Source organism: Rhodococcus sp. PvR099, assembly GCF_017833315.1.
In the GTDB taxonomy this organism is placed as follows: Bacteria; Actinomycetota; Actinomycetes; order Mycobacteriales; family Mycobacteriaceae; genus Rhodococcus_G; species Rhodococcus_G oryzae.
Genome location: NZ_JAFIBV010000001.1, coordinates 19,131 through 41,860, shown reverse-complemented (window position 1 = coordinate 41,860; position 22,730 = coordinate 19,131). Strand labels below are relative to the sequence as shown.

At 68.6% G+C, this 22,730-nt stretch carries 20 protein-coding genes and 1 other RNA gene; 7 read left to right on the top strand and 14 right to left on the bottom strand.

Translation table 11 applies throughout. The annotated features are described in order from the left end of the window. Positions 1-519 precede the first annotated feature (519 nt). Positions 520-890, bottom strand: a transfer-messenger RNA (tmRNA) gene (gene ssrA / locus JOE46_RS00200). A 159-nt stretch (positions 891-1,049) separates the two neighbouring features. Between ssrA and JOE46_RS00195 the strand changes: the two genes are divergently transcribed. Both JOE46_RS00195 and JOE46_RS00190 read left to right on the top strand, forming a co-directional pair. Beyond that, a complete protein-coding gene (locus JOE46_RS00195; protein ID WP_209925851.1) occupies positions 1,050-3,137 on the top strand; it encodes a membrane dipeptidase in 2,088 nt (695 codons plus the stop codon). 91 nt (positions 3,138-3,228) lie between these two features. Next, positions 3,229-5,274, top strand: coding sequence for an elongation factor G-like protein EF-G2 (locus tag JOE46_RS00190; RefSeq protein WP_209925849.1), 2,046 nt, complete (start codon positions 3,229-3,231; stop codon positions 5,272-5,274). Here JOE46_RS00190 and smpB read toward each other — a convergent pair. The 7 genes from smpB to JOE46_RS00155 form a co-directional block, all read right to left on the bottom strand. Further along, positions 5,271-5,747: an SsrA-binding protein SmpB gene (gene smpB / locus JOE46_RS00185; RefSeq protein WP_077041093.1), complete on the bottom strand. Its 477-nt coding sequence runs from the start codon at positions 5,745-5,747 to the stop codon at positions 5,271-5,273. The two genes, JOE46_RS00190 and smpB, sit on opposite strands and share 4 nt — an antisense overlap. A gap of 67 nt (positions 5,748-5,814) precedes the next feature. Further along, positions 5,815-6,720, bottom strand: coding sequence for a permease-like cell division protein FtsX (ftsX, locus tag JOE46_RS00180; protein WP_077041092.1), 906 nt, complete (start codon positions 6,718-6,720; stop codon positions 5,815-5,817). A gap of 53 nt (positions 6,721-6,773) precedes the next feature. Further along, entirely contained in the window at positions 6,774-7,463 is a 690-nt protein-coding gene (gene ftsE, locus JOE46_RS00175) for a cell division ATP-binding protein FtsE (protein ID WP_097213651.1), read from the bottom strand. Between the two features lie 65 nt (positions 7,464-7,528). Beyond that, positions 7,529-7,969, bottom strand: coding sequence for a hypothetical protein (locus JOE46_RS00170; protein ID WP_209925846.1), 441 nt, complete (start codon positions 7,967-7,969; stop codon positions 7,529-7,531). Next, positions 7,966-8,856 carry a mechanosensitive ion channel family protein gene (locus JOE46_RS00165; RefSeq protein ID WP_269588304.1) on the bottom strand — a complete coding sequence of 297 codons (891 nt, stop codon included), beginning with the start codon at positions 8,854-8,856 and terminating at the stop codon, positions 7,966-7,968. Before JOE46_RS00165 ends, JOE46_RS00170 begins: the two co-directional genes overlap by 4 nt. A gap of 4 nt (positions 8,857-8,860) precedes the next feature. After that, positions 8,861-9,964, bottom strand: a complete 1,104-nt coding sequence (prfB, locus tag JOE46_RS00160) for a peptide chain release factor 2 (RefSeq protein WP_097213653.1) — start codon at positions 9,962-9,964, stop codon at positions 8,861-8,863. A gap of 49 nt (positions 9,965-10,013) precedes the next feature. After that, positions 10,014-11,066 (bottom strand): metallophosphoesterase, encoded by a 1,053-nt coding sequence (locus tag JOE46_RS00155; RefSeq protein ID WP_209925844.1) that lies wholly within the window; start codon positions 11,064-11,066, stop codon positions 10,014-10,016. Positions 11,067-11,094: 28 nt separating this feature from the next. On the opposite strand from JOE46_RS00155, the gene hisN reads away from it, so the two are divergent. From hisN to JOE46_RS00140, 3 genes are all read left to right on the top strand, one after another. Beyond that, positions 11,095-11,934: a histidinol-phosphatase gene (hisN, locus tag JOE46_RS00150; protein WP_209925842.1), complete on the top strand. Its 840-nt coding sequence runs from the start codon at positions 11,095-11,097 to the stop codon at positions 11,932-11,934. Between the two features lie 462 nt (positions 11,935-12,396). Beyond that, positions 12,397-13,191 carry an LLM class flavin-dependent oxidoreductase gene (locus tag JOE46_RS00145; protein WP_097213656.1) on the top strand — a complete coding sequence of 265 codons (795 nt, stop codon included), beginning with the start codon at positions 12,397-12,399 and terminating at the stop codon, positions 13,189-13,191. Between the two features lie 48 nt (positions 13,192-13,239). Next, positions 13,240-15,210 (top strand): HNH endonuclease signature motif containing protein, encoded by a 1,971-nt coding sequence (locus JOE46_RS00140; protein WP_209925833.1) that lies wholly within the window; start codon positions 13,240-13,242, stop codon positions 15,208-15,210. Here JOE46_RS00140 and JOE46_RS00135 read toward each other — a convergent pair. Next, positions 15,207-15,575: a DUF1304 domain-containing protein gene (locus tag JOE46_RS00135; protein ID WP_097210631.1), complete on the bottom strand. Its 369-nt coding sequence runs from the start codon at positions 15,573-15,575 to the stop codon at positions 15,207-15,209. The genes JOE46_RS00140 and JOE46_RS00135 overlap by 4 nt on opposite strands. 145 nt (positions 15,576-15,720) lie before the next feature. Here JOE46_RS00135 and JOE46_RS00130 point away from each other — a divergent pair, with 145 nt between their 5' ends. Together JOE46_RS00130 and JOE46_RS00125 are read left to right on the top strand one after the other, a co-directional pair. Then, entirely contained in the window at positions 15,721-17,223 is a 1,503-nt protein-coding gene (locus JOE46_RS00130; protein WP_209925831.1) for a multicopper oxidase family protein, read from the top strand. Positions 17,224-17,238: 15 nt separating this feature from the next. Beyond that, positions 17,239-17,565, top strand: a complete 327-nt coding sequence (locus JOE46_RS00125; protein WP_097210629.1) for a hypothetical protein — start codon at positions 17,239-17,241, stop codon at positions 17,563-17,565. Here JOE46_RS00125 and JOE46_RS00120 read toward each other — a convergent pair. The 5 genes from JOE46_RS00120 to JOE46_RS00100 all read right to left on the bottom strand — a co-directional run bounded on the left by JOE46_RS00120 (position 17,562) and on the right by JOE46_RS00100 (position 22,726). Then, a complete protein-coding gene (locus JOE46_RS00120; protein ID WP_307861235.1) occupies positions 17,562-19,076 on the bottom strand; it encodes a DUF4173 domain-containing protein in 1,515 nt (504 codons plus the stop codon). The genes JOE46_RS00125 and JOE46_RS00120 overlap by 4 nt on opposite strands. Before the next feature lie 101 nt (positions 19,077-19,177). Then, positions 19,178-20,167: a HAMP domain-containing sensor histidine kinase gene (locus tag JOE46_RS00115; protein WP_097210626.1), complete on the bottom strand. Its 990-nt coding sequence runs from the start codon at positions 20,165-20,167 to the stop codon at positions 19,178-19,180. Then, positions 20,164-20,841 (bottom strand): response regulator transcription factor, encoded by a 678-nt coding sequence (locus tag JOE46_RS00110; RefSeq protein ID WP_097210625.1) that lies wholly within the window; start codon positions 20,839-20,841, stop codon positions 20,164-20,166. Before JOE46_RS00110 ends, JOE46_RS00115 begins: the two co-directional genes overlap by 4 nt. A 77-nt stretch (positions 20,842-20,918) precedes the next feature. Then, entirely contained in the window at positions 20,919-21,551 is a 633-nt protein-coding gene (locus tag JOE46_RS00105; RefSeq protein WP_097210624.1) for a response regulator transcription factor, read from the bottom strand. Further along, on the bottom strand, positions 21,548-22,726 hold the full coding sequence (locus JOE46_RS00100) for a histidine kinase (RefSeq protein WP_257017135.1): 1,179 nt from the start codon (positions 22,724-22,726) through the stop codon (positions 21,548-21,550). The genes JOE46_RS00105 and JOE46_RS00100 overlap by 4 nt, the downstream gene beginning before the upstream one ends. Between the last annotated feature and the right edge of the window lie 4 nt (positions 22,727-22,730).

Below are 22,730 nucleotides of genomic sequence, written 5' to 3'. Positions count from 1 at the left end.
GTGCGATGGCATCGGCGGAGCTCGGATGTCACCGCCCTGCTCCCCCCGCCGCGCTGACCCGGCCGGGTTCGGCACACGGCACCGAACACAGCGAGGCCCCGCAGCCGACTTCGACTGCGGGGCCCTCTCAGCTGGCGTTGAGCGTGGGCACGCTCACGCAGAAAGCGATGCGACGCCTGCGACGCCCGCGATCACCGCAACCAGCGCCGACACCAAGGTCGCCCCTGCTGCGACCATGGTGAGATCCTCTGCTGTCGATCCCATGTGATCACTCCTTCTCGACCGTGAAGCCTCGCTTCGCTGTGACGCCACCTCGGCGCTGATGCATTTGTAGCCGAGCGAAAGCATCATCACCAAGCCCTGAACACCCTGGGGCGCAATGCATTACAAGAAAGAAACCTGGCGGTAGGGTTCCGTAACCCGACGTTACACATCGGCAACACTGGAGCTCCTGGCCGCGTGTCTCCTGCACAAAAAGGGCCAGGCCGGAGAGTCTGTGATGACTCTCCGGCCTGGCCTGTGTGGAGCTGCCGGGAATCGAACCCGGGTCCTCCGCCGAATCGCTAGGGCTTCTCCGTGTGCAGTTCGCTAAGCCTCTACTCGGATCTCCCGGTCTCGCGAACAAGCCGTGATGACGATCCCAGTCACTGTTTGATGTCCCGAACGACTCCGTGACCGAGCCGACCGGTAAAGCCCTCTAGCTGATGCCAGTACCCGACCCGAGGGCGAGATCGGACTGACAGACACGCTTCGCTACTTAGGCAGCGAGAGCGTAGTCGCGCTGATTGGAATCGGCGCTTATAGGTTTGCAGCGACGCTTACGGTGGTCTCTTGCCTGCACCGACACGCTTCCCCTAACTCAACGTACAAAGTCGAAACCGTTCAGCCCCGTACGTACCCAGCACCGTGCTGGGACCACATACTGTAACGCCCCTGCGCCGCGAAATCATCCCATTAAATTCTGCGGCGTTTCATCTGGACGTCCGTCCAAAATCAACTACCCTTCTCAGCAAAATAGTTAGCTGATTGATCGGGGAAGTCGAAGCCACATGACACATCAACCAGGGCGTACACGCCGTCGATGGGTAAACGCGCTGGCCGCCACGCTGGCGCTGGTCCTGGCCGGCGGTGGGATCGCGGCGTCTCAGCCCTCGTCCGACCCGATCGGCCCCGGTGACGATCCCGTCTTCGGGCTGGCGAACGGCTGCTACGCCCTCAAGTCGGAGCAGAGCGGGAAGTTCGTCCGCCGCGCCGACGGCGGCTACCGCGCCGACGCCGACACGGTCGGCGGTGCCGAGGCGTTCCGCACGCATGCGGCGCAGCTGGGCCGGTTCATGTTCTACGGCAAGGGCGGCGACATGCTCGCCCACGACGGCAAGAGTGCGGTGGTCTCGACCCGCGACGCGCTGCCGACCACCGACTGGACGCTGACGCACACCGACGGCACCTACGCGGTCACCGCGACGGACAACGGCAGCCAGCTCACCGCCGCGAACGGTGGGCTGGAGCTCACCGACCCCGGCGTCAATCCCGCGGGCGGACGATTCGTCCTCACCCCGGCCGAGGGCTGCGCGACCTTCCCCGACTCCGAGGTGAACGCGACCGGTAAGCCGCTCTCCGGCACCGGACCGAACGGCGAGGTGCGCGGGTTCATCGACGCGCACGTCCACCTCGACGCCAACCTGTTCATCGGCGGCCAGGTGCACTGCGGCACCCCCTTCGACCCGCAAGGCATCACCGTCGCGCTGCGCGACTGCGCCGACCACGGCAAGGACGGGATGCCGGCGCTGCTCGAGAACATCCTGTCGCACGGCAGCCCGGTCGCGGAGCACGACACCGTAGGCTGGCCGACCTTCGAGGACTGGCCGGACGCCGACTCGCTGACCCACGAGCAGACCTACTACCGGTGGGTGGAGCGCGCCTGGCGCGGCGGACTGCGCATCTTCACCAACCTGTTGGTGAACAACCGGGTCCTCTGCGACATCTACCCGCTCAAGAACCGCTCCTGCAACGACATGGACACCATCCGTGCGCAGGCCGAGCAGGTCCGGCAGATGCAGGACTACATCGACGCCCAGTACGGCGGCCCCGGCCGCGGCTGGTTCCGGGTCGTCCGATCTCCCGAGGAGGTCCGCAAGGTCGCCAGCGAGGGCAAGCTCGCGGTGACGATCGGCATCGAGACCTCCGAACCGTTCGGGTGCTCGCAGCGCAACGACGTGCCCCAGTGCACCGAGGCCGATGTCGACCGTGGCCTCGACGAGGTCTACGCGATGGGCGTGCGGCAGATGATCGTCACGCACAAGTTCGACAACGCCTTCGGCGGTGTCCGCTTCGACGGCGGCATCCAGGGCATCGCTGTCAACGCGGGCAACTTCCTCAGCACCGGCAAGTTCTGGGAGGCCGAACCCTGCAAGGGCCCGGTGCACGACAACCCGCTGCTCTCCTTCGGCGACGCGCCGGCCGAGGTGATGTCCGCGCTGCCGCCCGGTGTCACCACACCGGTCTACCCGTCCGGCCCGCTGTGCAACACCCGCGGCCTGACGAAGCTCGGCGAGCACATGGTCCGCGGCATGATGGATCGCGGCATGATCGTCGACGTCGACCACATGAGCGTCAAGACCGCCGAGGACACTCTCCGGATCCTCGAGGAGGCCAAGTACTCCGGTGTGGTCTCGAGCCACAGTTGGACCGACCCGCTGAACTACGAGCGGATCTACGCGCTCGGCGGCTTCGTCGCCGCCTACGCCTCGGGCCTCAACTCCGACCCGAAGAAGGAGAACTTCGTCACCGCCTGGCGCAAGGCCCGCGCGGACCGCAGCGAGGACTACTACTACGGCTTCGGCTACGGCGCGGACACCAACGGCTTCGGCCCGCAGGCGCGCCCGCGTGAGGACGCCGACACCAACCCGCTGCAGTATCCGTACAAGACCTTCGACGGCGGCACGACGATGGATCGCCAGCGCACCGGCGAGCGCGTCTTCGACCTCAACAAGGACGGCGTCGCGCAGTACGGGCTGATCCCCGACTGGATCGCGGACATGCGGATCGCCGCCGGGGACGACGGCGACCAGATCATCGAGGACATGAGCCGCGGTGCCGAGGCCTACCTGCAGATGTGGGAGCGCGTCGCGAAGTAGGTTGTTGCACCCTCGATAGGTCATTCCTCCGGCTGCGACGGGCCGACCCGCCTAGAATCGGGTCAGCCCGTCGCTGCGGGAGGAGACATCGATGGCCGACCGGATGACGGTTCGCGCGGGCAACGCCCCACCCGCCTCGCGTCCCGAGCAGCTGCGCAATGTGGTCCTGATCGGGTGCAGCGGCGCGGGCAAGACCACGCTGGCCGAGTCGCTCGCGTTCGCCGCAGGGGCCATCGGCCGGGCCGGCCGGATCCCGGACGGCAACACGGTCTCCGACTACGAAGAGATCGAGCACCAACAGCAACGATCGGTCCAGCTCGCGGTCCTGCCGCTGGAGTGGAACGGCTGCAAGGTCAATCTCCTCGACCCGCCTGGCCATCCCGACTTCGGCGCCGAGCTGCGGGCCGGTCTGCACGCCGCCGACGCCGCCGTCTTCGTGGTCTCGGCCACCGACCCGGTGACCACCCCCACCCGCGCGCTGTGGCGCGAATGTGCCGCGGCAGGCATCCCCCGCGCCATCGTGGTGGCCAAACTCGACGTGGCCCGCGGCAGCTTCGACGAGATCCTCACCGCCTGTCACGACGCGTTCGGCCTCGGCACCGACACGCTGCGGCCGGTCTACCTCCCGGTCTTCGCCGACGGCAGGCCCTGCGGGTCGCTCGGCCTGCTCACCGGGCGCAGCTACGGCGAACCCGGCGCCTGCCCCGATGCCGACGCGGCGCGCGAGAGCCTCGTCGAGGCCATCTCCGGCCAGGACGACGGCCTCATGGAGCGCTACCTCGCGGGCGAACCGCTCGACGAGGAGGCGCTGACCGACGGCCTGCGCCGGGAGATCGTCGACTGCGCCCTGCACCCCGCCCTCGCCGTCACCGACAACGGCGTCGGCGCGGCGGAACTGCTCGACCTCATCACCGGCGCGTTCCCGGATCCCACCCACCGGCGCGGACCCGCGCCCGCGGCCGACCCCGAGGCCCCGCTCGCCGCTCAGGTCATCCGGATCACCGGCGACGCCTACGTCGGCCGCATCAGCCTCGTACGCGTCTTCTCCGGCACGCTGCTCCCCGACACCCACGTCCACGTCGCAGGCGCGGCAGCCACCTCCGGTGCGAGCACCGACGAGAAGGTCACCACCCTCACCGGCCCGTTCGGCAAGCTGCAGCGACCGGTGCCCGAGGCGGTCGCGGGCGACATCGTCTGCCTGCCCAAGCTGACCGTCCACATCGGCGACACCATCGGCGACACCGAGGACCCTGCCCCGCTGAAGGCATGGGCGCTGCCGGTGCCGCTGCTGCCGGTCGGCGTCGAGGCGCACAGCAAGACCGACGAGGACAAGCTCTCCCAGGCACTGACCCGGCTGACCACCGAGGACCCGGCCCTGCGGCTGGAACAGAACCCGGACACCCACCAACTGGTCCTGTGGTGCACGGGCGACGCGCACGCCGAGGTGGCGCTCGACCGGTTGCGCAACCGGCACGGCGTCCACGTGGACACCGTGCCGTACCAGGTGGCACTGCGGGAGACGTTCGGCGGCAACGCATCCGGGCACGGTCGGCTTGTCAAGCAGTCCGGCGGCCACGGCCAGTACGCGATCTGCGACCTCGAGGTCGAACCGCTACCGACCGGATCGGGATTCGAGTTCCGCGAACACGTGGTGGGCGGTGCGGTCCCGAAGGGCTTCATCCCGTCGGTGGAGAAGGGCGTGCGCGCCCAACTGGAGAAGGGCGTGGCGACCGGTCACCCGCTCGTGGACGTGCGGGTGACCCTCGTCGACGGGAAGGCGCACTCGGTGGACTCCTCCGACGCCGCCTTCCAGACCGCCGCGAGCCTCGCCCTCCGCGACGCCGCGGGGCACACCTCGATCCGACTGCTCGAACCGGTCGCCGCCGTCGCCGTGACGCTCCCCGACGACTATCTCGGCGCCGTTCTCAGTGACCTGTCTGCCAGGCGTGGCCGGGTCCTCGGGACCGAGGTGAAGGGTCCGGGACTGTCGTTGCTGCGGGCCGAGGTGCCCGAGATCGAGCTCGCCCGCTACCCGGTCGAGCTCAACTCACTCGTGCACGGCAACGCCGAGTTCTCCCGCTGCCACCTGCGCTACGAGCTGATGCCCGACGCGCTGGCGGCCCAGGTCGCACGCTAGCGGCTCATGCCCTTCACGCGGCGCCCGAGCTCACGAGTGACCTCCCGCTCGGCCGTCCGTCGCGCGAGGTCCTGACGCTTGTCGTAGTCCTGCTTGCCCTTGGCGAGGGCGAGCTCCACCTTGACCTTGCCGTCGGAGAAGTACATCGAGAGCGGGACCAGCGTCTGGTTCCCCTCCCTGGTCTTGCCGACCAGGTGCTCGATCTCGCGCTTGTGCAGCAACAGCTTCCTGGTCCGCCGCGGCGAATGGTTGGTCCAGCTGCCCTGGGTGTACTCGGGGATGTGCAGCCCACGCAGCCACACCTCGCCGTCGTCGACGGTGGCGAAGGCGTCGACGAGCGACGCCTTGCCCTCGCGCAGGCTCTTCACCTCGGTGCCGACCAGCGCCACGCCCGCCTCGTAGACGTCGATGATCGAATAGTTGTGTCGCGCCTTGCGGTTGGTCGCGATGACCTTGCGGCCCTTTTCCTTCACGTTCGGGCCCCTTCAGTCCGCGCAGTGATCGAGTTCTGTCCCCAGGATATGCCCGGGGCGCAACCGATTACTCACGGACGTAGAGCCGCAGCGTGATGTAGGCGGTGATCGCGGCCATGCCGACGCCGGTGAGCACCAGGAACGGCGACACCAGCAGCACGTCGCTGTTCGAGATCCGGGCGACGATGTTCGCGTCGTAGACGTCGGTGAGCACGTCGTCGATGAACAGATTCTTCGCGGTGAACAATCCGGCGATCGCCAGCACGGCACCGATCAGCGCGGCGACCACGGCCTCCAAGAGGAACGGGAGCTGGGTATACCAACGGGTCGCGCCGACGAGCCGCATGATCCCGACTTCGGTGCGACGGGTGAACGCGGCGATCTGCACCATGTTCGCGATCAGCAGGATCGAGGCGATCGCCTGCACGATGGCGATCGCGAAGGCCGCGTTCCGGATTCCGTTCAGCACGCTGAACAACCGCTCGACCAGGTCACGCTGGTTGAGCACGCTCTGCACACCAGGTCGAGCACCGAACGAATCGTTGATCACCCCGAACCGCTCCGGGTCGCTGAGCTTGATCTTGAACGAGGCGGGCAGCGAGTCTTCGCTCACCATCGACGCGAGCTCGGGCTGGTCCTTGAACACCCGCTCCTTGGCGTCCGCCACCGCGTCCGCGCGGTTGAGGTACTGCACGGACACCACCGACGGGGTGCTCTCGAGATCGCTGCGCAGGGCCGAGCAGATGTCCTGGTTGCAGTCGGGGTCGGAGATGGACACATCATCGGTGAGGAAGATCTGCACCTCGACCCGATCGAGGAAGATCTGCTGCGTCTTGCCCGCCATCTGGACGACGAGGAGTCCGCCGCCGAACAGGGCGAGCGAGATCGCGGTCGTCAGGATCATCGCGATGGTCATCGTGATGTTGCGGCGCAGGCCGGTGAAAACCTCGCTGAAGATGAAGCTGGCGCGCATCGGAAAGTCTTGTCCTTCGTATGTCGGGGTGAACGGCGAGGGGTCGGGGGTACCTAACGCCCCACGCCGTAGACACCGCGGGCCTCGTCGCGCACCACGCGTCCGAGGTCGAGTTCGACCACCCGGCGCCGCATCGAGTCGACGATGTGGTGGTCGTGGGTGGCCATCAGCACGGTGGTTCCGGTGCGGTTGATCCGTTCGAGCAGCAGCATGATGTCGCCGGTGGTGTCGGGGTCGAGGTTGCCGGTGGGCTCGTCGGCGAGCAGCACCAGCGGCCGGTTCACGAATGCCCGCGCGATGGCGACGCGCTGCTGCTCACCGCCGGAGAGTTCGGTGGGCAGTCGGTCCGCCTTGCCGGACAGGCCGACCAGGTCCAGCACCTCAGGAACGGTGCGATCGATCACGTTGCGCGGCTTGCCGATCACCTCGAGGGCGAAGGCCACGTTCTCGGTCACGGTCTTCTGCTGCAGCAGCCGGAAGTCCTGGAAAACGCAGCCGATGCTCTGCCGCAGCTTCGGCACCCGGCGCGCGGACAGCCGGTTCACGTGGAAGTCCCCGACCTTGATGTCGCCCGAGGTGGGGGTGTCCTCCTTGAGCAGCAGCCGCATGAAGGTGGACTTCCCGGACCCGGAAGGGCCGATCAGGAAGACGAACTCGCCCTTGTCCACCGAGACATTCACCTTGTCCAGTGCAGGCCTCGACGAGGTCTTGTAGGACTTGGACACATTCTCCACGCTGATCACGGGGAGCCAGTTTAGCCGTTATCCGACGGTGACCTTGGGTTTCGACGGACCCGCAGGTCCAGGCCCTACGGGGTGGGTGTGGGCGGTGTGGTCGACGTCTCGGGGGTGGCCGTCACGACCCCCTCCGGCAGCTCCACGCCGGACGGGACTGACAGCCACGGCGGCAGCACCACGACGGGCGGCGGGGTGGTCGTGACCGGCTGCTGTGAGGTGGTCGAAGGCGCACCAGTTGTGGTGCTGCTGCTGCTGGGCGGCGGGGTGGTCGTGCTCGGCTCCGAGCGCTGCGGGGTCGGCGACTGGGTATCCGAAAGCACCGGCGCCGTAGGCCCGATCACATCGTCTTTGGGCGGTTCCGGATTGAGGTATCCATGCAGCATCGCCGTGGCGACGAACGCCACGGAGAGGGCGACCGTGGAGGTCCTGGCGCGGCCGAGCGTCTTCGGCACCGACCAGCGTCGCTCCTGCTTGTTGGCCGGTTCCGTCTTCTTCGCACGTTCGGCGGTCATACGTTGTCCCCGATCTGATCGGCCGCCAACTCCGGGCCAACCAGGATCCCCTCCCGGCGCAGCGCCTCGGCGACCCGCACCCGCAGCTCGCGTCCCACCTGGAACTGCTTGCCGGGCAGGGTGCGCGCGACCATCCGGATGTTGACGGTGTCCAGCTCGAGACTCTCCACGCCCATCACCGACGGCTCGTCGAGGAGGAGCGGTTCGAGATCGGCGTCCGCGAACGCCTCGCGGCCGACACCCCGCAGTACGTCGTTGACGTGGTTGATGTCCGCGGTGGCGGGAATCGGGACGTCGACCACGGCCCGCGCCCAGTCCTTGGACAGATTGACGGCCTTGACGATCTGTCCGTTGGGCACGGTGATGACCTCGCCGTCGGAGGACCGCAGCCGCGTCACCCGCAGGGTCACATCCTCGACCGTTCCGTAGGCGTCCTCCGACGATCCGGTGATGGCGATCCTCGCGACGTCACCGAAGCCGTACTGCCGCTCGGCGATGATGAAGAAGCCGGCCAGGATGTCCTGCACCACACGCTGCGCGCCGAAACCGAGCGCGGCACCGAGCACGGTCGCGGGCGCGACCAGGCTCGCCACCGAGAAGCCGAGCCGCTGCAGCACCTCGATGGTCACCAGGGTGTACACGATGATGATGAGCACCCAGGTGATCACCTGGGCCAGGGCGTGCCTGTGCTTGGTCGCCTCCGAACGGACCAGCGCGTCGCCCTGGTGGTAGTTCAGGTCGATCCGATCGGTGACCTTGTTCCCCAGCCAGGAGAGGAACCGCCCGACCAGCAGCCCGCCGATGACATAGAGCACGATCTCCAGGCCGCTGGACCTCAGCCAAACTTCGAATCCGGTATCCGGGACCAGCTTGAACGCCGTGAACACCGACTCAGACCTGCTCCGCGCTCATCCGCCAGCGGATGCCGGACTCGAGGAAGCCGTCGATGTCGCCGTCGAGCACCGCCGACGGGTTGTTCACCTCGTACTCCGTGCGCAGGTCCTTGACCATCTGATAGGGGTGCAGCACGTAGGAACGCATCTGGTTGCCCCAGGAGCTGCCACCGTCGCCCTTGAGGGCGTCCATCTCGGCCCGCTCCTCGCGGCGCTTGACCTCGAGCAGCTTGGCCTGCAGCACCCGCATGGCCGAGACCTTGTTCTGCAGCTGCGACTTCTCGTTCTGACAGGTCACCACGATGCCGGTGGGGATGTGCGTCAGCCGCACCGCGGAGTCGGTGGTGTTGACCGACTGACCGCCGGGGCCGGACGAGCGGTAGACGTCGACGCGGACGTCGTTCTCGTTGACCTCGATGTGGTCGGTGGTCTCGACCACCGGCAGCACCTCGACCTCGGCGAAGGAGGTCTGCCTGCGGCCCTGGTTGTCGAACGGGCTGATCCGCACCAGGCGGTGGGTGCCCATCTCCACGGAGAGTGTTCCGTACGTGTAGGGCGCCTTGACCGCGAAGGTCGCACTCTTGATGCCGGCCTCTTCGGCGTAGGAGACGTCGTAGACCTCGACGCCGTAGCCGTGCTTCTCGGCCCAGCGGATGTACATGCGCATCAGCATCTCGGCCCAGTCCGCGGCGTCGATGCCGCCCGCGCCGGACCGGATGTTGACCAGCGCGTCGCGCTCGTCGTACTCACCCGAGAGCATGGTCTTGACTTCCATCGCCGCGATGTCCTCGCGCAGCGACGCACGCTCGGTGTCGGCATCGGCGACGGCGTCGGCACCCTCGTCCTCGGCCAGCTCGTAGAGCACCGGCATGTCGTCGAGGCGTCCACGCAGGCCCTCGACCCGGCGCAGCTCGGACTGTGCGTGGGAGAGCTGGCTGGTCACCTGCTGGGCGTGCTCCTGGTTGTTCCACAACTCCGGATCTGCCGCCTGGTGCTCGAGTTCGTCGATGCGCCGGCGCAGCTCCTCGACGTCCAGCACCCGCTCGACGGTGGTGAGGGTGGTGTTGAGCTCGGCCAGGTCTGCGGAAACGTCGGGATGCACAAGAATCAAGGTTACCGGTGCCCGCAGGCGATTGCCGCCGCGGTCGCCCTCAGGTGACCGCGCCGGGCCAGCCCGGCGACGCGACGACCACGGGGCCGGGCCGGCCGTCGACGCGGAACTCCGCCGTCCGGATCACCGCGTTCCGCCGGAAGTCGAGCGCGTGGACCCGGACGGTCGGCCCGTCCACCTCGATCCGCAGCCCCTGGTTCTCGTTCCGGTCGACGGGCTCCTCGCCGCCGCGGCCGTCCGGGCCGAATCCGGTCTGCACTGCGCCGGTGTTGACCGCCGCGAACCCGTCCGGGTGCCCGCCCGGCACGGTCCGCCTGGTCAGCCAGTCCTCGCGATACAGGCTCCAATGGGTGTGGCCGCTCAGCAACAGCACGTTGGGGAACCCGGCGAGCAGAGCCAGCAGCTCGTCGGATTCCGCATAGTCACCGCTGTAGATCTTCGGCGCCTGGGTGAGCTGATCGGTGAACGTCCCCGACACCGTGCCCGGCAGCGCGTGATGGCTCATCACCAGCACCGGGCGCTCGCGCGGGCGCTCCTCGAGGGTGTCCCGCAGCCAGTCCAGCTGGGTGCGGCCGAGGATCACACAGTGCCCACTCGCCTCGCTGCCGTCCGTCGTGCCGAGCCGGATCACGGGAACCCCGCCGACCTCGTGCGCGGAGAACAGCCCCGGCATCGCCGAGTACCGCAGGAACCGCGCGACCGATACCTCACTCGATTCACCGTTGTAGAACTCGTGGTTGCCGATCGTGTACAGCGCGGCCGGATGCTCGCTGCGGCGCAGCCGGTCGAACAATTCCTCGTACTCGTGCTCGCGGCCGTTCGGGGTGAGATCCCCGTTGACGAGTAGCGCGTCCGCCCGGCCGAACGCCGCGAGTCCGTCGAGCGCACGGTCGAGGTCGGTGAGGTCGCCCTGGATGTCGGAGATAACGTCGAACCAGACGGCCGTCGACGGCTTCGGAATCGGCTGGGCAGGTGGGCCGGGCGCGGGCGCGGTCATACCGAGGAATTCTGCCGCGGCAAGGCTCGCCAGCGCGCCACCTCCGAAGAGAACACTGCGCCGTGTCAGCATCACGAGCCCGATCGTCACAGTCACGGCGAAACGGCCGCCCGACTCGCGCTGAATGCGCGGTGAATCGCCGAGGAAGTCCGGACCCGGGTCGAGTACCGTCTTCGCCGTGACCGATCTCGAACTCGCACTGCGCATCGCCGATGAGGCCGACACCATCACCATGGCCCGCTTCGGCGCGCTCGACCTGAAGGTCGACGACAAGCCCGACCTCACCCCGGTCTCGGACGCGGACCTCGCGGTCGAGCGGGCGGTCCGGGCGGTGCTGGCGGCGGAGCGGCCGGACGACGCGGTCCTCGGCGAGGAGTTCGGCGGCGACGCGACGTTCGAGGGCAGGCAGTGGGTGGTCGACCCGATCGACGGCACCAAGAACTTCGTCCGCGGAGTTCCGGTATGGGCCACGCTGATCGCGCTGCTGCAGGACGGGGTTCCGGTGGTCGGCGTCATCAGCGCACCGGCATTGAAGCGACGTTGGTGGGCCGCCGAGGGTACGGGCGCCTTCGCGTCGTTCGATGGCGGTGAGCCCACTCGGATCTCGACGTCCGCAGTGAACCGGTTGGAGTCCGCGAGCCTGAGTTTCGCGAGCCTGAGCGGCTGGCGTGACCGCGGGATCCGCGACCAGTTCATCGCACTCACCGACGAGGTGTGGCGGGTCCGCGGCTACGGCGACTTCTACTCCTACTGCCTCCTGGCCGAGGGCGCGCTCGAGATCGCAGCCGAACCCGAGGTCTCGCTGTGGGACCTGGCACCGTTGGACATCCTGGTGCGCGAGGCGGGCGGACGCTTCACCGCGCTCGACGGCAGCGCGGGCCCGCACGGCGGCAGCGCGGTGGCGAGCAACGGCCTGCTGCACGACGCGGTGTTGGAGCGCCTGGGACAGTCGGGCACCGAGTAGCTCAGGGGCCACCCGAGAGCGAGTAGGCGATGTATCGATCGCCCCACTTCAGGAAGGCGCTCGTCGTGGCCTCACCGCGGACTTCATCGTTCTGCCACTGATAGATACCGTGCACGGGCGGCAAGAAGCCCGCTCGCTCGAGCGTCCAGGCCTCGGTGTGAGTGGGGCCGTACCGCTGATCAAGTTCCTCGCGACTGAACTCTGTGTTGCCAAGAAGGTAGGTCCTGCCGAGTGACTCGATTCTTTCTGGCGGAGTGAAGACGTTGACACTACGGTAGACAAGCATTGTGTAGAGCAGACCCGCCCCGAAAATCGCCGTGAGCGTCAAGGCCCCTACGCGGAGCGCTCGACGAGCTGGGAATGGCATGGCTCACAGTACAACCCGTAGGTCAGGCTGGATGGTCGCACTCACAACTGCGCAGACCCATCCGATTGTGGGCACAGCGGCGCTATGGTTCGACGATGCGTCATGCAATCTACGTGCCGCTCTTCGGCGCACTGGCTGACCCGCACGCGATCACCGACATTGCACAGGCCGCTGAGAATTCGGGCTGGGATGGGCTTTTCGTTTGGGATCACGTCCTGAGTCCCATAGCGGGCGAGTGGGCGATCGCGGATCCCTGGGTGGTACTGGCCGCTGCGGCAACAGTCACCAGCCGAATCAAGTTGGGGCCGATGGTGACACCACTGCCACGACGGCGGGTGATCAAACTGGCACGCGAGACGGTGACCCTCGACCACCTGAGTCGTGGCCGACTGATCGTGGGGTTGGGCACAGGCAGCGATGCCGGGCGAGAGTACTCGGCCTTCGGTGACGTCGCCGATCCTCGTCAGCGTGGCCGAGCGCTCGATGAAGGCGCCGAAGTTCTGGCCGCATTGTGGGCCGGCGAGACCGTCACCCACCGTGGGCTCCTGGTGGCAGAAAACGTGCAGATCCGCCCCCGGCCGGTCCAGCAGCCACGGATTCCGCTGTGGTTCGGTACCGAGCGCACTTCGGGCCGCCCGATAGAGCGAGCCGCACGATACGACGGAATCTTCCCACTCGAAACAGATGCGGCAGGGGTTGCGCGCATCGTGGAGAGAATCGAGACCGTGCGTGGTTCGTCTGGGTCGTTCGATATCGCAGTGGTAGCTCGTCCTGGCGTCGACCTCGAGGCACTCAGCACGGCCGGCGCCACATGGGCGATGCACGCCTTTTGGCCAGGACATACCCCAGAACAGGTACTTCGAGTGATAGATCGAGGCACTCCCGACTGAATCCCCCTCGGAATCATCTTGTCGGTGGTCACACGTAGACTCGTACACATGTTCGATACCGGGGGGTTTCGGGGTGGCGCCGCAGGTGAGGGCGCCCGCGCCGTCGAGCGCCCGGTGGATTTCGAGGACGGTGCCGCGGCTCTGTCGGCGTTGCGGGAGTACGGGCGGGCGGAGAACATCGCCGCGGCGCACAAGGTGTTGACGGCGGCGTCGTTTGCGCGGCGGCAGTTCGCATCCGAGGTTGATCTGTTCGGGGAGGAGTTCGCTTACCGGGCCGGTCGGTCGGCGGAGATGGAGACCTCGCTGGCGTTGGGGGTGAGTGCGTTCACGGCGGAACGGTATGTGGCGGTGGGCAATGCGTTGGATCTGCGGCTGCCGTTGATTCGTGAGGTGTTCGTGTCAGGGCGGGTGGACTTTCCGCGGGTGTTCGCGATCGTCGAGGCGACCGCGGAGATCTCCGATGCCACCCTCGAACGGATGGAAGGCCACCTCGCGGACGCCGCGCTGTATTTGACGCCGAAGAAACTCGTAGCGGAGGTGATGCGGGAGTTGATCCGCATCAACCCCACCGAGGCAGAGGAACTCCGCAGGCGGCGTGAGCGTCACTGTCGTCGGGTGTCGGTGACCGCGGACCTGCACGGCATGGCCCAGGTATATGCGACACTGACGGCGGCGGAGGGCCGGACCCTCGAATCGCTCGTCCAGGAGATGGCCGGCACGGTCTGCCGGGAGGATCCCCGCACCGTCGACAACCTGCGCACGGATGCGTTCATGGCGCTGGTGCACGGCGAGAGCTATCTGCACTGCCTGTGTGGACGCGATGACTGTCCGACCGCGCATTTGCCGCGCACCGAGCGGCCGAAACCCGAGGTGCATATCCATATCGATCTGGAGAGTCTGCTGCGGTTGGCGGATCATCCCGGGCATGTGGAGGGTCACGGGCCGATCGATCCGGAGTTGGCGAGGTTGCTCGCCGGGGATGCGACGTGGCAGGCGGTGATCACCGATGCAAGGCGCATCGATGCCGAACGAAACGGCTCTGTGGGCGATGGGGGCGCGGGCGACAGCTACTGCGGTGGCGACACCAACGGCAATGACGACGGAGTCAGCGGCGGCGAGATTGCCTGCGACAAAGCCGCTGAGGGACGCCGCGACGGCCAACTGCCACGAGAACCGAAGTCCGACAGCGAGTCAGGGGAACCCAACCCAGGGGATAGCTCTGTCTCGAACCCGACACCTGGAGTCCCGACCCGCTACCGCCTCCGACGCAGGACCGCGGGGCAACTGCCGCCGCGGCAGGACTCACCGAGGCCATCACCGGACACGAACCCACGAGGGCCGCGGATCACCGACATTCTCGACGCGATCACCGCGAACCCCGCCCTGCTCGACGGCCAATACCCGGACGGGCACGGCGGATACGCCCACCCACCCCGCGGAGCCCTGACCTACCGGCCCAGCAACAGCGTCCGCACCGCGGTCTTCGACAAGTACGACACCTGCACCTTCCCCGGCTGCACCGTCAAGGCCCGCGACTGCCAGTTCGACCACATCGTCGAGTTCGACCCCGACAACCCCCTCGCGGGCGGCTGGACCGTGGAGAGCAACGGCGAACCCGCCTGCATCTGGCACCACCAGGCCAAGACCGACCGACTCTTCCGCGTCGTCCGCCTCGACGGCGACGTCATCGTCTGGATCGGCCAACACGGCGCAATCGGGGTCACCCTGCCCCTGCCGGTCGAGCAACGACCCAGCGCCCGCACCAAGAAACCCGCAGCGCGGCCGACCTCGAAGCCGACACCCGCACCGCCGCCGCCCGAACCACCCGACCCCGGCATCTACGAACTGACCTGGTGGGAAACCCACATGCAGCCCACCGACCTACCCCCGACGCTCCCGGAACTCGCCACCATCAGTGACCCCGGCCACCTCGCGCGGTGCGCACAACTGCGCGCCCACCACGCCGAACACCTCGCGATCCTGGGCGAACGTCTCCGCCATCAACCCCCGCCGTTCTAGAACACGGCCGCGGTGATCAGCGCGAGCAGCGGGGTGATCCCCTGAACCACCGCCGGCCGCAGGTACTTTGCGCCCGTCGATGCGAGTACCACCGCGGCACCGACGATGCACACACAGCAGAAGACGACGATGGCGTGCCCGGCGGCGCCCCCGATGATCAGGCCGACAACGATGCCGATCGCCAGGAAGAGGTTGTAGAAACCCTGGTTGTAGGCCAACGGACGGGCGACATCCGCGTCCTGCTGGCTGGTCAGTCCGAAGCGTTTCCAGACCTCCGGGCGCGTCCACCACACGCTCTCCATGGCAAAGATCACGACGTGTAGCGCAGCAGCGAGACCAGCGAATATCTGGGCGATGACCGGCATGACAGAACGATGCCACACCGGCACGGGCATCGCGCGGTAACACAGCACGACTGCCCGCACAAGGCCCGCTGGGAGGAGCCGAATCGCCGAAACCCCGGCCTCCGGGCGGGCGGCACGCGCTCCCCCGCCCCGAAGACTCGAGGGCATGAACGTCGTCTCCAGGCGCGCCTTCCTGATGGGGCTCGCCGCCACCCCGATCGCCCTGTCCGCCGGATGCGCTGCCGGCCGGCCGAGTCCGGCGGGAGCCTCTTCCCGGCCGCTGCCCATCCCTCCGCTCGCGACCGCTACGACCGACGGGGCGGGTGCGCGGCATTTCACCCTCACCGCAGGGGCGGGCAGCTCGGAGATCGTGGCAGGCAAGTCGACCGCGACGTGGGGGTTCAACGGTTCGATGCTGGGTCCGACCATCCGCGCCCGCCGCGGCGAGTCGGTCGCGTTCACCATCGACAACGGCCTGCCCGAGGCGACCACGGTGCACTGGCACGGGATGCACGTGCCCGCCCGCTTCGACGGCGGTCCGCACCAGACCATCGAGCCCGGCGCCCGCTGGGAGCCGGCATGGACGGTGAACCAGCCGGGCGCGACCCTCTGGTACCACCCGCACCCGCACGGCTCCACCGAGAAGCACGTCTACCGCGGCCTGGCCGGACTGTTCCTGGTCGACGACGAGGTCACCGACGCCGTCGACCTGCCCAAGACCTATGGGGTGGACGACATCCCGCTGATCATCCAGGACAAGCGCTTCACCGCCGACGGAACCCTCGACGAGTCCGACCCCACCGACATCGGACTGCTGGGCGACACCATCGTCACCAACGGGATCGCAGGCGCCCACCTGCCGGTCAGCACCGAGAGGGTTCGGCTGCGGATCCTCAACGGCTCCTCGGGCCGGATGTACAACCTCGGCTTCGCCGACGATCGCGAGTTCCACCTGGTCGCGAGCGACGGCGGCCTGCTTGCGGCGCCCGTGCCGCTCACCCGGGTCCGGCTCAGCCCCGGCGAGCGGGCGGAGATCGTGGTGGCCGTGAACGGCTCGAACGCGCTGCTGCGCGCGCTGCCCCACGAGGACCACGCCGGACTCGACCGCGGCGACGCGGCCGCATTCGGCGTGCAGGAGAGCTTCGACGTCCTCGAACTGCGACCCGGCGAGAACCCGACCGGCTCACCCGCACTACCCGCATCGCTGGCGACCATCGCACGGCTCGACCCCACGGGTGCGGCCGCCGAGCGCAGCTTCGAGCTCCAGTGGTTCATGATCAACGGCGCCCAGATGGACATGAACCGCATCGACTTCTCCCCCACCGTCGACACCACCGAGGTGTGGACGGTGCGCAATGTCGACAACTGGCCGCACAACTTCCACGTGCACGACGTGCAGTTCCAGATCATCGACATCGACGGCAGCCCGCCGCCCCCGGCACTGGCCGGCTGGAAGGACACCGTCTACACGCCGCCGGGCGTCCGGTTCCGGCTGGCGCTGCGCTTCACCGAGTACTCCGACCCGACCTTTCCGTACATGTACCACTGCCATCTGCTGCTGCACGAGGATCAGGGCATGATGGGGCAGTTCCTCGTCCTCGAACCGGGTCAGAAGCCCGCTCCGATGGCGATGGACATGGACATGTCACACCAGGGGCACGGCGGCTAGCGGTTGGGAGGCCTGATGGAACCGGACGAGGTCGATTTCGCGCACACCGACGCGGCCGACCGGAAGCGGCGCGAGAAGGCCACCGAACTGGCCCGGTTCGCGTGGGACCGGGCCATCAGCGGAGCCGAGCTCCTCGACCTGCCCGACGACCGGTTGCGCAAGCTCGCGAGGGCAGCGGGCGCGAATCCGCCGAGCACCAGGGAGACCTGGACCGTGGTTGCCGACCTGCTCGACCAGAAGTCGACATGGGCCGCGGCGAACCCCGACCACCCGCAGGCCACCCCGGCGCACGCCGACGAGAAGATCATGTGGGTCAAGCGGCCCATCCCGCCCTGGACCTAGCCCAGCGAGAAAAGGTCGGTGCACTCCCCTACCGGCCTCGCCCGCAGGATCTCGCGCGCACGCGACCGCGCGTTGTTGTACTCGAACCACGCCGTGTCGTCGTCGACGTCCATCCCGAGCAGCGCGCACGAGCGTGCAGGCTCTGGCAGCCGGTCGAGGGCGGGCACCGCATCGACGGACAGGCCGCGCAGGTACCCGACGTCGATGTCCCCCGTGTCGGCGTACCGCTGCGCGTTCCGCTCCGCGATGTAGCCATCCGGATTGAGCGCGGCGAACCCGAGCAACCCCACCGCCACCGAAGCCAGCACCGCCCGCGGCAGCCACCGCGCCGACATCCGCACCCCGGCCACCATCAGCAACACGAAGACCACACCCAGCCACAGCTCAGTCGCCATCACGCCCACGCGCAGCCGGGTGAAGCCGAACTCGTTCTCGTACAGCGACATCCGATGCACCGCCGACGCGACGATCACGAGGGTGAGGACGCAGAGCGCCCCGAGGAGCAGGCGGGCGCTCAACCGGTCCCCCGAGTCCCGCCGATCCACCTTCCGGACGGCGACCGCGATGACGGCCAGGGTCAGGACGGTGACCGCGGTGAGCTGCCAGAAGCCCTGCCGCGCGTAATCGGCGTAGGTCAGATCGTCCGTGTCCTGCACATGGTCGTCCCCGCCGAACAGCACCCGTACCTGCACCGCGACGAAAACGACGAACAGCAGGTCCAGCAGCGCCAGCGGCACCGCCCATTCCCACCGCGCGACCGGGCGACCGGGCCGGGGCGCCAGTGCATCGAATCGCGGGGTCCGTCGCCGCAGGTAGGCCCCCGCGAGGGCGGTGCCCACGACGAGAAAGCCGAGAATCAGGCGGCCCACCGGATTCGTCACCTGCACGTCGGGAACCACGGCGCCGAACAGCTCGGCGAACTCCGGATCCGCGCTGACGAAGAGCGAACCGAACACCAGGATCAGCACGACGCTGATCGCCGTCACGGCGAGCACCCGTCCCGGTTTCACCCCCCGCCCGGTCCGTAGCCGGGCGCGGCCACGCCGCACCCAGCCGCTCACCCGCACGGGGGTGAGCCAGACCGCGGTCGACGCCAGCGCGAGGCCCGTCCACGTCCAGCCGCCGACAAGGGCGACCGATCCGACGACCCAGCTCGCCACGACGCACAGCGTGATCAGCCACTCGGCGCCGCGCACCGCCGCCACCGCGAGCAGGGCGAGGGCGCCGAGGGCCGCGCCGATCTGCAGCCCCGTCGGACGCGGACGAACGGTCGCGAATGCGGTCGCCGCCACCGCCACTCCGGTCAGGAGGTAGGCGATGCTCACCACCGTCACCTGCAATGTGAGGGTGGCGATGGCGCCGGCACCCAGTGCAGCGGCCAGGGTCGCGCGGGGGGCCATCGACGTGTGGTCCTGCCGCCACATCCCGCGTGGCCAGCGCCAAGGGCGGCCGCCCCGCACCATTTCGGGGCGCGCCGCCGTCATCGCTCGGTTCATCGTCTCTGCGCTCATCTGGTCCTCCTGATCCGCGCCCACCCGGCACGCGGGCAGGCGTCATCACGGGACCGGCCGGGAAGGCCGGACCCCCAAGGGAATTCGTCTTGTTGGTTGCGCTAGGTCTGTGGAATCGACACCCGGATGCAGCAGCCCGGACCCGTGTCGAGGACCTCGATACGGCCGCTGTGCAGCTCGACCGCCCAGCGTGCGATCGCCAGGCCGAGGCCGGTCCCGCCGTCCTGCGCGCCGCCGCGGGTGAAGCGCTCGAACACCCGGGACCGGTCGGCCACGGGGATGCCGGGGCCGTCGTCGTGCACGTCCAGGATCAGCTGGCCCGAGTCCTGGTCGATCCGGACCCGGACCCGCACGGGCGCATCCGGCGAACCGTGCCGCGCCGCGTTGTCGAGGAGGTTGGTGATCACCTGATGGAGTCGGGCCGTGTCCGCGACGGCGCGCAGCCCCGCCGGTGTCACCTCCACCAGGGCAGGCAACGGACCGCTGGGGCCTGCGGCCTGCCGGATCACCTCGTCCAGGAACGGCTCGATCTCGAAGGTGGTGCGCTGCAACGGCACCGCGCCACCCTCCAGCCTGGACAGATCCAGCAGGTCCGCCACCAGGCTGCCCAGCCGTTCGGTCTGGGCGAGCGCCGACCGCATCGTCTGCTGATCGGCCGTCTCGACGCCGTCGACCACGTTCTCCAGCACCGCCTGCAGGGCCGCGATGGGGGTCCGCAGCTCGTGTGAGACGTTGCCGATCAGCTCACGGCGGTATCGGTCGTCGGCCTCGAGGTCCTCCGCCATCTGGTTGAACGCCGTCGCCAGCTGGCCGATCTCGTCCCGCGACGTCGAACGCACCCGGCGCGAATAGTCGCCGGTCGCCATCGCCCGCGCCGCGGCGGTCATCTCCCGCAGCGGCGACGTCATGCCGTGCGCGAGTACCTGCGTCACCGCGAGCGCGGCGAGGAGGGCCGCGAGCAACGCGAACCGGAACTGCCACTGCGCGGTGATCCAGAAGGTCAGCGAGGCGAGGAACAGCGAGGCGACCACCAGCAGGCCGGTCTTGGCCTTGAACGAACGCAACGGGTCCAGCGGCCTCGGCCAGTTCACCTCGGCACCTCCAGCGCGTAACCGACCCCGTGCACGGTGCGGATCATGTCGCCGCCCAACTTGCGGCGCAACGCCTTCACATGGCTGTCGACGGTGCGACTACTGGCCGACTCGCCCCAGCCCCAGACCTGTTCGAGCAGCGTTTCGCGGGCGATCGCCGCGCGCGGCCGCAGGGCCAGGTGCGCCAGCAGGTCGAACTCGGTCCGGGTCAGGTGGACCTCCTCGGATCCGAGCCGGACCCGCCGAGCGGTGAGGTCGATCGTCACCTCGCCGATGGCGAGGGTCTCGGGCTGCTCCGGCACGGCACGCTCGGAACGGCGCAGCAGCGCGGCCACTCGAGCGACCAGGATCCGCATGCTGAAAGGCTTGCTCAGGTAGTCGTCCGCGCCCACCCCGAGCCCGATCACCATGTCCGTCTCGTCGGCGCGGGCGGTCAGCATCAGCACCGGAACCGGCCGGGTGGCCTGGATACGCCTGCACACCTCGAGCCCGTCGAAGCCAGGCAGCATGACGTCCAGCACCACCGCGTCCGGGTCGAAGCTCGCGCACGCGGACACCGCGCCCGGCCCGTCCGCCGCCGTCTCGACCTCGTACCCCTCCGCGCGCAACCGCGCGGCAATCGACTCGGAGATCGTGCGTTCGTCGTCGACGACGAGCACTCTTCGCTGGGTCATGCATCGACTGTATGGGCCGGGTGTGGGGATGCCCGGCAGGAGTTGTGAAGGTTGTGTGCAGGTTTGTGGGCCGCGACTCAGCCGAGTTTGTGCGAGTAGACCGCCAGCCGGACGCGGTTGTCGCAGGCGGTCTTGTCCATCAGGTTGGCGATGTGCGTCTTCACGGTCGTCACCCCGAGGTGCAGTCGGTCGGCGATCTCCTGATTGCTCAGCCCGTCACCGACGAGGGCCAGCACCTCCTGCTCACGTGCCGTCAGCGCGACGCCCGCGTCCCCGGACGGCTGCGGGCCGGTCTCGAGCGCGCGATCGACCAGGCGGCGCAACAAGTCGGGTGAGAACAGCATGTCGCCGTCGACGATACGGTGGATCGCGCTCAACAGATCGGTGGGCGCGGTGTCCTTGACCAGGAATCCCGCCGCCCCCGCCGCCAGCGCGGGATAGAGGTGATCGTCGTCGTCGAAGGTGGTGAGCACCAGCACCTTTGCCTGCGGCCGCGACCCCAGGATCTGGCGGGTCGCCTCGATGCCGTCCAGTCCCGGCATCCGCAGGTCCATCAGGATCAGGTCCGGAGACAGCTCGGCGGCCAGCCGGACCGCCTCGACCCCGTTCGCCGCCTCGCCGATCACCTCGAGGTCCTCGGTCGACTCGCACAGCATCCGCAGCCCGGCGCGGACCAGGCGCTGGTCGTCGACGATCAGCAATCGGATCACTTCTCCCCCTCCGCTGCCGTGACGGCGGCGCCGGGGAGCCAGGCATCGACCTCCCACCCCCGCTCGGTGGGGCCGACGTCGAGGGTGCCGCCGACGAGTTCGACGCGCTCCCCCATCCCGATGATCCCGTGCCCGGCCGGATTCGGGACGCCCGCATCATGGCCGGAGTCGGTGACCCGGACGGCGATTCCCGCACTTCGGTGTGCCACCGTCACCGCGACCGCCCCGCCAGGGTCCACGTGCTTCATGACATTGGTCAGCGATTCCTGCACCACCCGCAGCAACGTGAGCCTGCCGATCGCGTCCAGCCCGCGGAGGTCCTGGTCCACCTCCGAGGAAACCGTGAACCCCGCCGCCCGGGTGCGCTCGATCGCGGCCTCGATCTCCGTCGGCACCGCGTCGGACTCGACCAGCGCGACCTCGCCCAGCGCCGGATCCCGCAACGCCACCAGCAGCCTGCGGATGTCGGAGAGCGCATCGGAGGCCGTCGCGTGCACGTCGTCGAGCACCTCGTGTACCCGCGGGTCCGCATCTGCGAGCACGTGCCGCGCGACCCCGATCCGCAGCACGATCGATGCCATGTGGTGCGCGACGAGGTCGTGCAGTTCCCTCGCCAGCGCACTGCGTTCGGCGGTCCTCGCGTGGAGTTCGGCTTCGGCCCTGCGTGATTCGGCCGACGCTGCCTGCGCCCGGTAGGTCACCGCGAGGTCCCGTTGCGCACGCAGGTACAGCCCGAGCAGCAGGGGTAGGCCCACATACGCCACCGTCGAGACCGCGGTCGCGGGGCGCCAGAAGTCCGTGTGGCTGTCGACCCAGATCCCGGCTAGCACCGCACCGGTCCAGCACGCGGTCGCCGTGACCACCTGCCAGGTCCGATGTGTGCGCATCGCGACCTCGGCCAGCGACACCGCCCCCAGATACGGGACCAGCTCGGACAGCCCCCACGCGTCCGCGGCGAACAGCGGAACCGCCAGCGCGGACAGCACGACAGAGACGGGTAGCGGCCACCGGTCGCCCACGACGAAGACCGCGGCCGCGGCCACGGACAGCAGCCAGTAACCGGCAGGCACCTGGTACTCGCCAGGGAAGTCGCTCGCGAGCAGCATCAGCGGCACCAGGACCAGGGGCGCACAGCGCACCAGCGGGCGCAGGTCGCGACGCGGTCGGATCTCGATCACG

Bases quoted from the DNA above. Each gene is read 5' to 3' on its own strand.
- JOE46_RS00130 (WP_209925831.1), top strand. From the start codon at position 15,721: ATGAACGTCGTCTCCAGGCGCGCCTTCCTGATGGGGCTCGCCGCCACC.
- JOE46_RS00195 (WP_209925851.1), top strand. From the start codon at position 1,050: ATGACACATCAACCAGGGCGTACACGCCGTCGATGGGTAAACGCGCTG.
- JOE46_RS00145 (WP_097213656.1), top strand. From the start codon at position 12,397: ATGCGTCATGCAATCTACGTGCCGCTCTTCGGCGCACTGGCTGACCCG.
- ftsX (WP_077041092.1), bottom strand. From the start codon at position 6,720: ATGCGCGCCAGCTTCATCTTCAGCGAGGTTTTCACCGGCCTGCGCCGC.
- JOE46_RS00140 (WP_209925833.1), top strand. From the start codon at position 13,240: ATGTTCGATACCGGGGGGTTTCGGGGTGGCGCCGCAGGTGAGGGCGCC.
- JOE46_RS00135 (WP_097210631.1), bottom strand. From the start codon at position 15,575: ATGCCGGTCATCGCCCAGATATTCGCTGGTCTCGCTGCTGCGCTACAC.
- JOE46_RS00120 (WP_307861235.1), bottom strand. From the start codon at position 19,076: ATGAGCGCAGAGACGATGAACCGAGCGATGACGGCGGCGCGCCCCGAA.
- JOE46_RS00190 (WP_209925849.1), top strand. From the start codon at position 3,229: ATGGCCGACCGGATGACGGTTCGCGCGGGCAACGCCCCACCCGCCTCG.
- JOE46_RS00125 (WP_097210629.1), top strand. From the start codon at position 17,239: ATGGAACCGGACGAGGTCGATTTCGCGCACACCGACGCGGCCGACCGG.
- JOE46_RS00110 (WP_097210625.1), bottom strand. From the start codon at position 20,841: ATGACCCAGCGAAGAGTGCTCGTCGTCGACGACGAACGCACGATCTCC.
- JOE46_RS00170 (WP_209925846.1), bottom strand. From the start codon at position 7,969: ATGACCGCCGAACGTGCGAAGAAGACGGAACCGGCCAACAAGCAGGAG.
- hisN (WP_209925842.1), top strand. From the start codon at position 11,095: ATGCGCGGTGAATCGCCGAGGAAGTCCGGACCCGGGTCGAGTACCGTC.